The organism is Tannerella forsythia, assembly GCF_001006485.1.
Taxonomy (GTDB): domain Bacteria; phylum Bacteroidota; class Bacteroidia; order Bacteroidales; family Tannerellaceae; genus Tannerella; species Tannerella forsythia.
Window position 1 is genome coordinate 1 of sequence record NZ_JUET01000082.1, and the last position, 13,417, is coordinate 13,417.

General features: G+C 47.8%; 13 protein-coding genes and 1 pseudogene. 7 read left to right on the top strand and 7 right to left on the bottom strand.

The annotated features are described in order from the left end of the window. Positions 1 to 221 precede the first annotated feature (221 nt). The 6 genes from Tanf_RS07945 to Tanf_RS07970 all read right to left on the bottom strand — a co-directional run bounded on the left by Tanf_RS07945 (position 222) and on the right by Tanf_RS07970 (position 6,313). Positions 222 to 2,678, bottom strand: a complete 2,457-nt coding sequence (locus Tanf_RS07945) for a TonB-dependent receptor (protein WP_014226387.1) — start codon at positions 2,676 to 2,678, stop codon at positions 222 to 224. A 66-nt stretch (positions 2,679 to 2,744) separates the two neighbouring features. Next, complete coding sequence (locus tag Tanf_RS07950) at positions 2,745 to 3,260, bottom strand: KdsC family phosphatase (protein WP_014226388.1); 516 nt, start codon at positions 3,258 to 3,260, stop codon at positions 2,745 to 2,747. Positions 3,261 to 3,265: 5 nt separating this feature from the next. Continuing rightward, a complete protein-coding gene (locus Tanf_RS07955; protein WP_046825494.1) occupies positions 3,266 to 4,030 on the bottom strand; it encodes a Rossmann-like and DUF2520 domain-containing protein in 765 nt (254 codons plus the stop codon). Next, entirely contained in the window at positions 4,027 to 4,590 is a 564-nt protein-coding gene (locus Tanf_RS07960; RefSeq protein ID WP_014226390.1) for a nitroreductase family protein, read from the bottom strand. Before Tanf_RS07960 ends, Tanf_RS07955 begins: the two co-directional genes overlap by 4 nt. A gap of 301 nt (positions 4,591 to 4,891) precedes the next feature. After that, on the bottom strand, positions 4,892 to 5,980 hold the full coding sequence (locus Tanf_RS07965) for a phosphotransferase enzyme family protein (protein WP_014226391.1): 1,089 nt from the start codon (positions 5,978 to 5,980) through the stop codon (positions 4,892 to 4,894). Positions 5,981 to 6,058: 78 nt separating this feature from the next. Further along, positions 6,059 to 6,313 (bottom strand): type B 50S ribosomal protein L31, encoded by a 255-nt coding sequence (locus Tanf_RS07970; protein ID WP_041590973.1) that lies wholly within the window; start codon positions 6,311 to 6,313, stop codon positions 6,059 to 6,061. A 223-nt stretch (positions 6,314 to 6,536) separates the two neighbouring features. Here Tanf_RS07970 and Tanf_RS07975 point away from each other — a divergent pair, with 223 nt between their 5' ends. The 7 genes and pseudogenes from Tanf_RS07975 to Tanf_RS08000 all read left to right on the top strand — a co-directional run bounded on the left by Tanf_RS07975 (position 6,537) and on the right by Tanf_RS08000 (position 12,893). Next, positions 6,537 to 7,532: a class II fructose-bisphosphate aldolase gene (locus Tanf_RS07975; RefSeq protein WP_041590974.1), complete on the top strand. Its 996-nt coding sequence runs from the start codon at positions 6,537 to 6,539 to the stop codon at positions 7,530 to 7,532. 193 nt (positions 7,533 to 7,725) lie between these two features. After that, complete coding sequence (gene radA, locus Tanf_RS07980; protein WP_046825495.1) at positions 7,726 to 9,096, top strand: DNA repair protein RadA; 1,371 nt, start codon at positions 7,726 to 7,728, stop codon at positions 9,094 to 9,096. A gap of 2 nt (positions 9,097 to 9,098) precedes the next feature. Next, complete coding sequence (locus Tanf_RS07985) at positions 9,099 to 9,458, top strand: nucleotidyltransferase family protein (RefSeq protein ID WP_371706612.1); 360 nt, start codon at positions 9,099 to 9,101, stop codon at positions 9,456 to 9,458. Next, a complete protein-coding gene (locus Tanf_RS07990) occupies positions 9,442 to 9,786 on the top strand; it encodes a HepT-like ribonuclease domain-containing protein (protein ID WP_014226396.1) in 345 nt (114 codons plus the stop codon). The genes Tanf_RS07985 and Tanf_RS07990 overlap by 17 nt, the downstream gene beginning before the upstream one ends. Before the next feature lie 28 nt (positions 9,787 to 9,814). Next, a pseudogene (locus Tanf_RS15565) lies at positions 9,815 to 9,973 on the top strand (DNA repair protein RadA); the annotation flags it as partial. Between the two features lie 108 nt (positions 9,974 to 10,081). After that, positions 10,082 to 11,221, top strand: a complete 1,140-nt coding sequence (locus Tanf_RS07995; protein ID WP_046825497.1) for a hypothetical protein — start codon at positions 10,082 to 10,084, stop codon at positions 11,219 to 11,221. 85 nt (positions 11,222 to 11,306) lie between these two features. Beyond that, positions 11,307 to 12,893, top strand: a complete 1,587-nt coding sequence (locus Tanf_RS08000) for an NAD(P)/FAD-dependent oxidoreductase (RefSeq protein WP_046825498.1) — start codon at positions 11,307 to 11,309, stop codon at positions 12,891 to 12,893. Here Tanf_RS08000 and Tanf_RS08005 read toward each other — a convergent pair. Further along, the gene (locus Tanf_RS08005) at positions 12,884 to 13,336 is read right to left on the bottom strand and encodes a hypothetical protein (protein WP_046825499.1); all 453 of its coding nucleotides are present in this window, start codon (positions 13,334 to 13,336) and stop codon (positions 12,884 to 12,886) included. The two genes, Tanf_RS08000 and Tanf_RS08005, sit on opposite strands and share 10 nt — an antisense overlap. Positions 13,337 to 13,417: the final 81 nt, after the last annotated feature.

Here is a 13,417-nt window from a genome sequence, read left to right on the forward strand (position 1 = left end):
ACACCCCCCCAGAAAAATCTTTCCTCTATCTTCTTGCAGCAGGCTCTCCTCTCGAAAGCGGGTGCAAAAGTACGGAATATCTTCTTTCCCTACAAATATTTTATGACCTTTTTTTGAAGAAAAAGCGCAAACATCAAATAATCAAGTAAATTAAAAAGCAAAAAAACATGCATTAAATAATGGAGAAAGGAAAAAATGAGTAAGATCATCTAATGATTCGATTAAAAATCGACTGTCAGACGAAAATTAAGCTGACGACCGGTTAAATAATTTGGCACCGCATACTGATGACTATACACATCCGTGATCCAATAATAAGAGCTCGTATTGTAAATATCGAATATATTAAATACATCAAGTCCTAACCAGATACTTTTGAAATTTCGAAAAAATCCCCGCTCCATCCAAGCATCTTCTCCCCCGGCCAGTTGGTAAGTAAAGCCGAGGTCTATACGACGATAAGGCGGTGTTTTGTAATTGCTTCCGTCATATCCCCGACGGGGCACGGTGACCGGTAGTCCCCCGGTCAGCACACCGCGCAGATTAAGCATGGCCCGACGGTAACCGGGAAAATAGTCCTGAAAATAGAGTGAAATATTATAGGCAGGGCTATTGGGCATTGACGCACTGACTGTTTCACGGCCATTCCGCTCAATCGTCTGGCGTGATTTCATCAACGACAAACTAATCCAGGAATCGGTTCCGGGCACAAATTCGCCGAAAAGTTTCATATCCAATCCGGCAATGTAGCCTTTCGCACAATTCTCCCCATAATATCGTATCTTCACATTATCTAATGTATAGGGGTTAATATTGCTCAGATTCTTATAATACAGTTCCGTCGTCAACTTAAAGTTCCGGCTGCCGACCTTAAATCCGTAATCGCCTCCCAAAATAAAATGAATCGACCGTTGCGATTTCAATTGATCATTCAGCCGGATCACCGTATTTCCATCTTTATCCTTCACCTCGGTGCGTAATTCTTTATAGAAAGGAGACTGGTAATACAGTCCGGTCGCAAAACGAAGGGTCAAGTCCTGATTGGCATTCGGAATAAAGCCCAGCGAAGCGCGCGGACTGAAAAGAAACTCCTTGCTATATGTCCAGTAGCTGCCACGCAGACCACCAACAAGCGTGAACAGTCCCTGCTCGGTACGAAACTTGAACACATCCTGAAAATAAGCTGAAAAACGGCTACTGTTCAATTTGTTATCTGAAAAAAGATTCGCAATCACATTCACCTCCTTACCGGTCTGTGGTAACGAATAACCGGACGAATCACGGCTTTCCCATTCACTGATTTTATCGATGATACGTTCCATCTGCGCATTGACACCCCATTTCAATGTTTGATGAGCTGTAAGCTGTGTCATCCCATACAGTCCGACATGACCAACGGTCGCTTGCAACCTGTTTCGTGCATGTTCATGATAGGATGCCAGAGCAATGGATTGTTCCCCCTCAGCAGTCTTTTCATCTCCCTCCTCACCGGCTTTATCCAGACGATAATTTCCGGTCAAATCGTAACTTTCCTCTTCGTTGCTCCGAAAAGCAAAAGCTTGCAATCCCAGTTCCGATTTTACACTTAACTGATGTTTCAACGTCAAAGCCCCATAGATCGTTTCAAACTTGTCACGTTCCCGACCCTCGAAAAACACATGAAACTTTTGCCTATTCTTCACCGTTCCAAATGTGGTTTCCAACTCGATCGGAATATATTTGTAATGGTTAGACGAGAGGTTTCCCAGGAAATTAAGCTCCCATTTCGGCGCAGGTTTATAAGTCATAAACGTTTGCATATCTACGAAACGCGGCACATATTCGGCACGGCCGACTAAATTGTTCAAAAGCGAGCTTGACATCTTGTAACGTATGCCCGTAACCTGTGTAAACTTATCATTTCCTGTTCCCACATAAGCACTGGCAGTGCTTATGTTCATATTCGAAGCGCCAAGCACACCGACCGAAGCCGATCCTTCCAGTTTTACAGGTTTCTTATATGAAATATCCAAGACAGAACTCATCTTATCTCCATAACGAGCATCGAAACCGCCAGCCGAGAACTGCACCTTTTCTGTCAGGTTCGGATTGACAAAGCTCAATCCTTCCTGCTGGCCCGAGCGTATCAACAAGGGACGAAAGACCTCCATCCCGTTCACATAAACCAGATTTTCATCAAAGCTTCCGCCCCGCACCGAATATTGAGTGCTCAGTTCATTGTTCGACGACACTCCTGCATACGTTACAATCAGACTTTCGATACTTCCCCCCGAAGGATCGGGAAGAATCTTCAAACGACCGGCATCGAGCGTCTCCATCGTAGTCGTCTGCCTGCGAATTGCCGTAACCGACACTTCATTCAGCTGAAGAGAAGTATAGTTCATTTGTACGTTCACACGCATATCTTGTGCCAAACGCGGAATGACTCGCTCTGCTTTATTGTATCCGAGACACGAGAAAAGCAGCACAACGGAATCGCCCGGCGAAACCGACAACGAATAGAAGCCTTTTTCATCGGTCATCGCCCCAATCAGCGTATGCTTCACTTGTACGGCAACCAATTCTAACGGATTTCCGTCAGCATCCCGCACATTTCCAGAAACTTTCACCTTGCCCTGAGCATTTAATCCCAGGACCATCCACAAAAACAGGAGCGATGCCAACGTACGATTTCTCATTTTTCCTTTATTTTACGTGAGTATTAACGTAAAAAAAGCCCAATGCGTATATTCCGAACGCAATTTTCACCAACCGAAAGCTTTATCCGTCATCCATAGTTGCTGTGCTTTCATCGTTTGTTCAATCACTTCGCGGGCAATACCGTCGCCACCGCTCAAGGGTGAGATATATTTTGCGATGTGTTTGATCTCCGGTGCTGCCGTAGCCGGCGCAACAGGCAAGCCGACACGGCGCATCACTTCATAGTCCGGGATATCGTCGCCGGCAAATACGATCGATTCTTCTTCCAGCCCGGTCTTCTGAAGAAAATCTTCGTAATCTTTTATTTTGACGGTGCTACACATATAAATATGCTGCACCCCGAGACGTTCAAAACGGAGACGTACATTTTCCGTGTAGGCACCGGTGATGATGCCCACCTGATAACCATGCTTAACAGCCAATTGCAACGCATAACCGTCTTTGATGTTGACGGTTCGGGCCGGATCGCCATGGTCGGTCAGCGGAATTTTGTCGGACGACAGTACACCGTCCACATCGAACAGAAAAGCTTTTATTTTTGTCAAATCATAAGGTATCATAATGTTCAAGACTGAGATAACAGGTGAATATTCTTACTGATTAATTCGTACAGTTCACGCACAACCGGTTCGGTCAGCATGGCCGATTGTTGTTCAATCACCTTGTGATCGTATCGTACCGCCGGCCCCGTCTGTGCATCAGCAGGAGAAAGGGTATGTATTTTTGTGGCCGTTTCATCGATTAGCGGCAACAGCACGGCGGGATCTATCCCCTGCTCACTCAAAATCCGATCAGCAAGGACATACATGTGGTTTGTAAAGTTACAGGCAAAAACTGCGGCCAGATGCAAATAACGCCGTTTTTCGAAAGAGAGCAGCCGTACATCGGAAGAAATCTTTTCGGCAAGTGTTCGCAGACGCTGTTCGCTTTGTGCTGAGTCAGCTTCGATAAAGCAAGGAACATTCCGAAAATCGACCGGTCGTTTTTTTGAGAACGTCTGTAACGGATAAAGCACGCCATAGCGGCGGGCATATCCGCGAAAAATATCCATCGGCACACTACCTGCCGTATGCAACCAAAGCCCTTCGTTCGGGGAAACCTGTGTGACGATTTTATGCAAAACCGCGTCTTTCAGAGCAAAGACATATAGATCGGCATCCGAACGTAGCGCGCCGGTATCCGTTGTCCACGCACACGCGTGCTCTGCAGCCAGCCTTTGTGCATTTTTTTCGGTACGGCTATAAATCTGACAGATACATAGTCCGGCCTGCCGCATCGCTGCGGACAGATGAGTCGCTACATTTCCGGCTCCGATAAAGACGACCTTCATGCCTGAGTCGCTTCCTCCGATGTACCGGGCAACGCGAATTTACCGATATGTACCTTCTCCCACAGCAGGTGCGATTCATCGAACGGTTTACGTTCCTGGTCCTTGTGCCCGAAACCAATGATGCACAGGACCCCCATCTGATACGGTATATCCAACAAATCGCGGACATATTGCTCCGAGTCGCGTTCATCGGCCGTCAGACGGTTTCGGACATGACACCAACAGCTTCCAATTCCTAAATCCTCAGCCTGCAACTGCATATATATCGCGGCAATGGAAGCGTCTTCGACCCACACATCGCTTATCGTCATATCCCCCAACACCACAACGGCCAACGCACATCCTTCAAGAAACCCGCCCCCGGCACTTTTACACCTCGCCAACTGCGTCAACATATCCTTATCTTCGACCGTGATAAACTGCCACGAATGCGAGTTCTTCGATGTGGGAGCCATCAAGGCGGCTTTCAAGAGTTGCTGCACTTCTTCCGGTGCGATCAGTTCGTCCGTAAACTTCCGCGTGCTGCGTCGACGGGTAATCAGAGCATTGAAATCTTCCATACCATAATATTATAATAATGCGAGGACAAAATTAGAGAAATTTTCCGAAATGGAGCTCTTCGGAAAGATTAACACAACGAAAAAAAGAACACCTCGCCACCAAAAAACTTCGAGGGTGTGTCAAAACGCAATGTTTGGACACACCCTCTTTAGGTATGTAAGAATGGGTGAAATTGGGAGGCGCTAAGGATGAGAGCGAGGGAGCATACTAACGTATGTGGCCGAGCTCGCATTCCGCAAACAACGAAGCAGTTCGCTCGTTATGACATACTGCCGAGTCTGTATAATGTTCTGCGGCTGGCTACAGCCATTCTTTCATAAACGCATTCATCTCCTCGGCATGCGCCTCAAGACTTTGCAACAATTTAAACTGAGCGCGTGTACGAATCAAGTTATGCTTCGGCTTGTGCGTTTTATAATACGTGTCGCCATTGAGGTAATCGGTCAGGAAACGTACCGTCTGCATATACGTCAACAGACGTCCTCCGTAAGGAAGCAAACCGATTTCGAGCGGCGTAAGGAAAGATTTCGCCTTTTCCATGTATCCGCGCGTATATGCTTTGAAGATCTCCATGTTTACCTCCACACGATCAAGCTGCTCATCATCTTCGGCTCCCGTATTGGCTCCGGTACGGATAAAATCGCCGATGTCGGACAAGACAAACCCCGGCATTACGGTATCCAAATCAATCACACATAACACCTTCCCATCTTCGTCGAACAAGATATTGTTGACTTTCGTATCGCAATGATTCGTACGTTTTTTCAGTTTGCCTTCACGATACAGTTCTTCCTGAACGCACATTTCCTCGGCACGCTTCTCAATTTCATCAATGAGGTCTTTCACCTCATCCGCACGTCCGGCTGCATTCGCCTGAACCGCTTCGTGAAATTGCTGCAACCGGAATTCCATATTATGAAAGTTCGGGATTGTTTCGCCCAATGCTCCTTCGGGCAAATCGGACAACATCGATTGAAAATCGCCAAAAGCGCGTCCGGCTTCATAAGAAGAAGAAGGATTCACTTCTTCCAAACTTCGACTTCGAGGAATCATCAGGCAAACGCGCCAATAACTTTCGCCATCGAAATAATACCGTTTCCCGTCATCGGCCGGAAGGAAAGTCAGCACCTTACGATCGATGTCCTCCTCTCCGCGTTCCTGCAATTTCGCGCGGATATGCGATGTAACCGTATGAATATTATTTTGGAGCATCTCCACATTGGTGAAGATGTGATGATTAATACGTTGTAAAACATAACCGGGCATACCGGATGCGACAGTTACTTTCAACGTATCGTTGATATGTCCGTTACCGAGAGGTTCGACAGACAGAATCTTTTCTTTAATACCAAATCGACTGAGGATTTGTAGATATTTTTCGTTTGTCATGGCTCTGAATCATGCTTATGCAGACCCAAAAAAGGACGCTCCTTCGGCGTCCTCTTCTCGATCGTACATGTTTTACATTTACTTTTTGTTCCGGTTGCCGTAACGGCTCATAAACTTGTCCACACGACCGGCCGTATCCACCAATTTCGCCTTACCCGTATAGAACGGATGCGAACTGCTGGAGATTTCCAGTTTAACCAGCGGGTAAGTAACCCCGTCAATCTCTATCGTCTCTCTCGTATTGATCGTAGAACGTGTGATAAACACTTCTTCGTTCGACATGTCTTTGAAAGCAACCTGACGGTAATTTTCCGGATGAAGTTCCTTTTTCATTATTCTTCTATTTTTTATTGTTATGATTTTACTTCCAAAATATGGGGTGCAAAAGTATTCATAATTGTTTAAACAAGCAAGAAAAAAACGGTAAAATTCTAATTCATAGCATTGCCCCGTATGATTTATACACACAGCCATAAAAAAAATGACGTGCATGAATTCATTCCTAATTTTTTTCGTACCTTTGAACCTGATTTTTTCACCTATAACACAAGAAACAATGATAAATTACAAAGACTTAGGCTTGGTGAACACGCGTGAAATGTTCAAAAAAGCAATCCATGGGGGCTATGCTATTCCGGCCTTCAATTTTAACAACATGGAACAGATGCAAGCCATTATTCAGGCTGCAGTAGAAACAAAATCGCCGGTGATTTTACAAGTTTCGAGCGGGGCGCGAAAGTACGCTAACCAAACGATTCTGCGTTACATGGCCGAAGGAGCCGTTGCTTATGCCAAGGAACTCGGATGCCCGAATCCGCAAATTGTTCTCCATCTCGATCATGGTGATACTTTCGAACTATGTAAAAGTTGCATTGACATGGGATTCTCTTCCGTCATGATCGACGGTTCGCATCTTCCGTATGACGAGAATGTTGCACTGACTAAGCAAGTCGTTGAATATGCTCATCAGCACGATGTGACAGTAGAGGGCGAATTAGGTGTTTTAGCAGGTGTTGAAGATGATGTCGCAGCAGAACATCATACCTACACGAGGCCGGAAGAAGTCGTTGACTTCGTAACGAAAACCGGCTGTGATTCACTGGCAATCTCGATTGGTACCTCGCACGGCGCCAATAAGTTCAAGCCCGAACAATGCAAACGTGATGCAAACGGACGCCTTGTACCTCCACCTTTGGCTTTCGATATCTTAGAAGCAGTAGAAAAAGAATTACCGGGCTTCCCGATTGTACTCCACGGCTCGTCGTCCGTACCGCAGGAAGATGTAGACACCATCAACAAATACGGCGGTGCCTTGAAAGATGCGATCGGCATTCCGGAAGAACAGTTGCGTAAAGCTGCCAAATCGGCCGTTTGCAAGATCAACATCGACTCCGACAGCCGCTTAGCCATGACAGCAGCCATTCGCAAAGTGTTTGCCGAGAAACCGGCCGAATTTGATCCGCGTAAGTATTTAGGTCCGGCACGCGATGCAGCCAAGGCCCTTTACATCCACAAGATTAAAAATGTATTAGGGTCGGACAACAAGCTTTAATCGATACGATAGCATAAGCGCAAAAAGGGGCTGCCTGAAGAAAAACGGACCGTCCTTTTTTGTGCTGTCATTTTAGTCCCCCTCTCCTACCTCCTTTCAATTCACCACCCTGATCCTTGTATATTCCACTCCACGAAAAGGGAACAACATATCCGATATTTTTCTTACCTTTACCTCTTCGAAAAAATAATGTATGGCTAAAGTTAAATCGGTATATATCTGTTCCGACTGCGGTGCCGAATCGCCCAAGTGGGTCGGCAAATGTCCGTCGTGCGGCGCGTGGAACACCTATGTAGAAGAACTTGTAAAGAAAGAACCTGCTGCATGGCGGTCTGTTCCGGGAATCGTACATGAAGGCATGAAGCCCCGGCTGCTGCGCGACGTCACGGCAAAAGAAGAAACACGTATCGATATGCACGATGCGGAGTTGAACCGTGTGTTAGGCGGCGGGTTAGTCAAAGGTTCGCTGGTACTTGTCGGGGGAGAGCCGGGCATCGGAAAATCTACGCTGGTATTGCAAACCGTTTTGCAGATGAAAGATTTGCATACGCTCTACGTTTCGGGCGAAGAGAGCGCTCAACAGTTAAAGATGCGTGCCGACCGTCTGGCCGGAAAAGACACCAATATGGGCAATTGCCATGTGTATTGCGAAACGAATCTCGAACAGGTTTTCGTACAGGCGCAGAACCTCCAACCCGATCTCTTGATCATCGATTCCATCCAGACGATGTTTACCGACCGGGCCGAATCGTCGCCGGGCAGCATCACTCAGGTGCGCGAGTGCAGCGCAGCCGTGCTGAAGTTTGCCAAAGAGACGGGAACGCCCGTGCTGATGATCGGACATATCAATAAGGAAGGCAGCATAGCCGGGCCGAAGGTACTCGAACACATTGTCGATACGGTATTGCAGTTCGAGGGCGACCAGCACTACATGTATCGCATCCTGCGGAGCATCAAGAACCGTTTCGGAAGCACTTCCGAGTTAGGCATCTATGAGATGCGGCAGAGCGGATTGCGGCAGGTCGAGAATCCCTCCGAACTGCTTCTGACCGAAGGTCACGAGGGACTTAGCGGCGTAGCCATCGCGGCAGCAATGGAGGGCGCCCGTCCTTTTCTGATCGAGACGCAGTCGCTCGTCAGCAGCGCTGTATACGGGACGCCTCAGCGCAGTGCGACGGGGTTCGACCTCCGGCGGATGAATATGTTGCTGGCCGTGCTGGAAAAACGCGCCGGCTTTAAACTCGTACAGAAAGATGTTTTCCTGAACATCGCAGGAGGGCTGCGTGTAAGCGATCCGGCCATCGACCTGCCGGTGATCAGCGCCGTATTATCGTCGAGTTTGGATATCCCGATTGATCGCAGCACGTGCATGGCGGGCGAAGTGGGGCTTTCGGGCGAGATACGTCCGGTCAACCGTATCGAACAACGCATTCAGGAGGCAGGGAAGCTCGGATTCACACGCATGATCGTTCCGCAGATGAAAGGATTGGAAGCGTTGAAAAGCAAGATGAAAATCTTTCAGGTCAGAAAAGTAGAAGAAGCCTTCCGGGAGTTATTCGGATAAGGATGATTTTAACAGGCGAATTAAACACATTATCTTTGTATCCGCATAACAATGACAGAAAAGATATGGACAAATTGATGATTGATAAATTATCCGATTTTTTCCGGACACAACCGGTAGATAAAGCATGGATTTTTGGATCTTATTCGCGCAACGAAGAAGAAGAAGGAAGTGATATCGATGTACTTGTTCGTTTTTTAAAAGGAATAAGAATTACCTTATTTTCCTATGCCTCTATGCAATATAAGATAGAACGGTTATTGAATAAAAAGATAGACTTGGTCGAAGAAGGACAACTGAAAGACTTCGCCGAAGATAGTGCCAATGCCGATAAAATACTGATATATGAGAGAAAAAAATAAAGATAAAGCACGTTTGTTGCACATCATTGAAGCGATTGATAATATTTTCGAGTTTACGAATAACAAAACATTTGAAACATACAGGCAAAATAAAATGTTGCGTTTTGCTATCATTAAGAATCTGGAAATTATAGGCGAGGCAGCCTACTTGCTGACGAATGAGTTTAAAAAAGAATATTCGGAGATAGAATGGCATGCTCTCATAGGGATGCGACATGTATTAGTTCACGGCTATTATCAAATCCGGGATGAGATCGTATGGGCTACCATAGAAACCGATTTACCCCCTTTGAGAGAAAAAGTTCAACTGATTCTAAAAACATTATAAAGAATGCTGTGTTGTCGTCAAGCTATGCCCTGTCAACCGTATCGAACAACGCATTCAGGAGGCAGGGAAGCTCGGATTCACACGCATGATCGTTCCGCAGATGAAAGGGCTGGAAGCGTTGGAAAGCAAGATGAAAATCTTTCAGGTCAGAAAAGTAGAAGAAGCCTTCCGGCAGCTATTCGGATAAGGATGATTTTAACAGGCAATACAGATAGCGGAAGTTTTTTGATCTACTGCTGCAAGATTGCGAATAATCGATATATTTTCGCCTGTAATTGCATACAAAACGAAGCATATGACCAATCGTATTTTGTTTTACCTCTGTGGATGGTTCCTTGGTTGGGGAGGCTTCTGTTCGTGTCAGCATCCTGACGGAGTTGATCCTGATGGTCGTGTGGGGCAACTTGTTGCAGACGCAGGCATAACAGACCGACAACTGATAAAAGCAAATGAGTTTAATGCAGCGCTGACGGCCGGAGGAAAAAAACAAGCCAGCGTATATGTCTATCATCGGCATACGATCGTACGTTATCCCGGAGAAAAAAGTGCTCGAAAATTAGCGGCGCGGATCGTATTGATGGGGTACACCGATGTATTATTGTCCGTTCATCCTCAAAATGGGAAATCTTTTGCAGAGTTGGCTAACAAGGCATGGATACGAATTTTCAACAGTTATTTAAACAGCCATAATGTACGTGTACATGCTCTAATGTTTAGCGAAGCGTCTCAGTTCGATAGAGCGAAGAACAAAGAAATCTATATCCATGCATCCGTTATTCAGCAATACAATCGCACAGTGCATGCGAATGAACGCTTCGCAGGAGCTTCGGCCGATTGGGAGCCTCATTCGCTTAAACCGAACAGTACATTGTCTTCGGAGGCAAATCTGCTTATGCTCGACCGATGGAATAATGATCGGTATGGTAAACATGCGGCAAATGATCGTTTATTAAAACGAACGCTTGAAATGTTAGCTTTGGCGAAATTTTATTTAGACGAAATTGGCCGTGTGTATCATTTACCGGAGCTTTCTCTGAATGAAGCAATCAACTATTCTTTTCAGGAACGACAAAACAAGGGCCAGTTGAGCTTTGGCGATATAAGCCGGTTTATAACGGACGGCCACTGCAAGGATGTAAATGTGATGGCATATAATCATAATAAGGAAGAAGTTTGGCGTCGAGCACAAAGCAACCTTGCCGCCGCGGATAAAGGAGGTCATACGAATAGTGTTTATATCTGTATTAAAACACGGTTGGGAGACGATGAATCCGATGCTACGTCGCTTAAGCCGCAAGGATGGGATTATCTGATTGAAACATTCTATTACTTGCACAAACAAGCTGCCGGATATGCCTCTATGAAAGGAATCGCGGTCTACGATTACAGCGATACGGAGCAAATGTGGCTTCAACAATCATCTGTCGCTTTTTAATACAGTCATGAAGCGTTGTTTTGCAGAAACCTCATAAAAGCATATAGCGCCTCTCATCTATTTCAATAAATAATTCGTTTTAATTATGATCAAAGAACTGTCATTACGTATATTACCCGAAGAAGCGGCGAACGAAGCATCGTTGCGCAGAGTCGTTTGCCGCGAAACGGGCGAGAAACCCGAAACCGTATGTGCCGTGCGCGTACTGAAACGCTCGATCGATGCGCGACAGCATACGGTCTGGGTCAATGTAACGGTGCGCGCCTTCATCGATGAAGAACCGGCAGAGGCCGAATTTATGCCCGTCGAATACCGCGACGTATCGACGGCCAAACCCGTCGTTGTCGTCGGAGCCGGGCCGGGCGGACTGTTCGCGGCCTTGCGATTGATCGAACTGGGGTTGCGCCCCATCGTCATCGAACGCGGAAAAGACGTGCGGCGGCGCAAGATAGACATCGCCCGGATCAGTCGTGAACACACGGTCAACCCCGAATCGAACTACTGCTTCGGCGAAGGCGGCGCCGGCGCCTACTCCGACGGCAAACTCTATACCCGAAGCAAGAAACGCGGCTCAGTCGATCGCATCCTCCGCATTTTCTGCCAGCATGGCGCCAGCACAGCCATCCTCTCGGATGCTCATCCCCATATCGGGACGGATAAACTCCCGCGCGTCATCGAAAATATGCGCGAGCAGATTTTGCGTTGCGGCGGAGAGGTGCATTTCGAGACTTGCATGGAGGCTCTCCTCTTACAAGCGGACGAAGTGAAAGGCATACGAACGCGTGACGGACGCGAGTTTCACGGCCCCGTAATCCTTGCCACCGGACACTCGGCACGCGACGTTTATCGTTACCTCGCAGCACGGAACATCCCCATCGAAGCCAAAGGAATTGCCGTCGGCGTGCGGCTCGAACATCCGCAGCAACTGATCGACCGCATCCGTTACCATCGCAAAGACGGACGCGGAAAATACTTGCCCGCCGCCGAATACAGCTTCGTGACGCAAGCCGCCGGACGAGGCGTATACTCCTTCTGCATGTGCCCCGGAGGATTCGTCGTGCCGTCGGCCACCTCGCCCGACGAGGTCGTCGTCAACGGCATGTCGCCCTCCAACCGCGGATCGCGATGGGCCAACGCCGGATGGGTCGTCGAAATCAGACCCGAAGACCTGCCCGACTACCTTTGCCAAGGCATGCCCGAAGGAGACGCCTCCCTCCCACCCGTTTTATCCGTCATGGACTTTCAGGAACGCCTCGAACGCCTCTGCCGCCTGAACGGTGGGATGACCCAAACGGCTCCCGCCCAGCGCATGGCCGACTTTGTACAGAAAAAGAACTCGTCGCACCTGCCCGTTTCGTCCTATACACCGGGATTGCTTGCCTCGCCGCTTCATTTCTGGATGCCGGAGTTCATCACGACGCGTCTACGCGAGGGATTCCGCCATTCCGACCGCGTGTCGCACGGTTTTCTCACCAACGAAGCCGTACTGATCGGGGTCGAAACGCGCACCTCCTCGCCTGTGCGTATCCTGCGAAACAGAGACACCTTGCAGCACGTCACGCTTCAAGGCCTCTTCCCTTGCGGCGAAGGAGCCGGTTATGCCGGAGGAATCGTATCGGCAGCCATCGACGGCGAACGCTGCGCCGAACAAGTGGCCGAGGCTTATGGCTGAGGCCCTTCTTCTTTCTTCTTCCACGTACCCAGATCAACGATAATGCGCGCGCTCCGATAGTCCGTCTCGAATCGTGTACCCGAAAACAGACTCATTAAACTGTCTAATTTGTAAACGCAGCGACGCAAATCGCGCAAAAGCTCCGAAAGACTTTGGTTATGTCCTTTCCGCTCCACGATTAAATCGCGCGGACGCGTTATATACGCATCGTAAGCATCGATCAAACGCTTGCATTCGTCCAAAACCTCCTCCGTAATGCCATAATCGGCCAAATCACGCTTTATCGCCTCCATACGCGTATACATATCCTTCGCCTTGGCCAGCGAAACCGTGTCCGGCATGTTCGATAACGCACCTTTACTCGTTCGCAAATGGTCATGCAACTCCTGATTATCATGATCCAATGCATAAACAGACGCCCGTTTACCCAAATCCGTCACCATCGAAAAAAGTCTCGAAGCGGCCTCTGCCTTGTCAGCCGTTGCTCCCGTCGTAACAATCAGGCTTTCCCCGCCCGCTTGCTG

What these genes read in the sequence shown, in the direction of transcription:
- Tanf_RS07995 (WP_046825497.1), top strand. Translation starts at nt 10,082, where the DNA reads ATGACCAATCGTATTTTGTTTTACCTCTGTGGATGGTTCCTTGGTTGG.
- Tanf_RS08005 (WP_046825499.1), bottom strand. Translation starts at nt 13,336, where the DNA reads ATGGTGACGGATTTGGGTAAACGGGCGTCTGTTTATGCATTGGATCAT.
- Tanf_RS07945 (WP_014226387.1), bottom strand. Translation starts at nt 2,678, where the DNA reads ATGAGAAATCGTACGTTGGCATCGCTCCTGTTTTTGTGGATGGTCCTG.
- Tanf_RS07990 (WP_014226396.1), top strand. Translation starts at nt 9,442, where the DNA reads ATGAGAGAAAAAAATAAAGATAAAGCACGTTTGTTGCACATCATTGAA.
- Tanf_RS07985 (WP_371706612.1), top strand. Translation starts at nt 9,099, where the DNA reads ATGATTTTAACAGGCGAATTAAACACATTATCTTTGTATCCGCATAAC.
- Tanf_RS07970 (WP_041590973.1), bottom strand. Translation starts at nt 6,313, where the DNA reads ATGAAAAAGGAACTTCATCCGGAAAATTACCGTCAGGTTGCTTTCAAA.
- Tanf_RS07975 (WP_041590974.1), top strand. Translation starts at nt 6,537, where the DNA reads ATGATAAATTACAAAGACTTAGGCTTGGTGAACACGCGTGAAATGTTC.
- radA (WP_046825495.1), top strand. Translation starts at nt 7,726, where the DNA reads ATGGCTAAAGTTAAATCGGTATATATCTGTTCCGACTGCGGTGCCGAA.
- Tanf_RS07950 (WP_014226388.1), bottom strand. Translation starts at nt 3,260, where the DNA reads ATGATACCTTATGATTTGACAAAAATAAAAGCTTTTCTGTTCGATGTG.
- Tanf_RS07965 (WP_014226391.1), bottom strand. Translation starts at nt 5,980, where the DNA reads ATGACAAACGAAAAATATCTACAAATCCTCAGTCGATTTGGTATTAAA.
- Tanf_RS07955 (WP_046825494.1), bottom strand. Translation starts at nt 4,030, where the DNA reads ATGAAGGTCGTCTTTATCGGAGCCGGAAATGTAGCGACTCATCTGTCC.
- Tanf_RS07960 (WP_014226390.1), bottom strand. Translation starts at nt 4,590, where the DNA reads ATGGAAGATTTCAATGCTCTGATTACCCGTCGACGCAGCACGCGGAAG.
- Tanf_RS08000 (WP_046825498.1), top strand. Translation starts at nt 11,307, where the DNA reads ATGATCAAAGAACTGTCATTACGTATATTACCCGAAGAAGCGGCGAAC.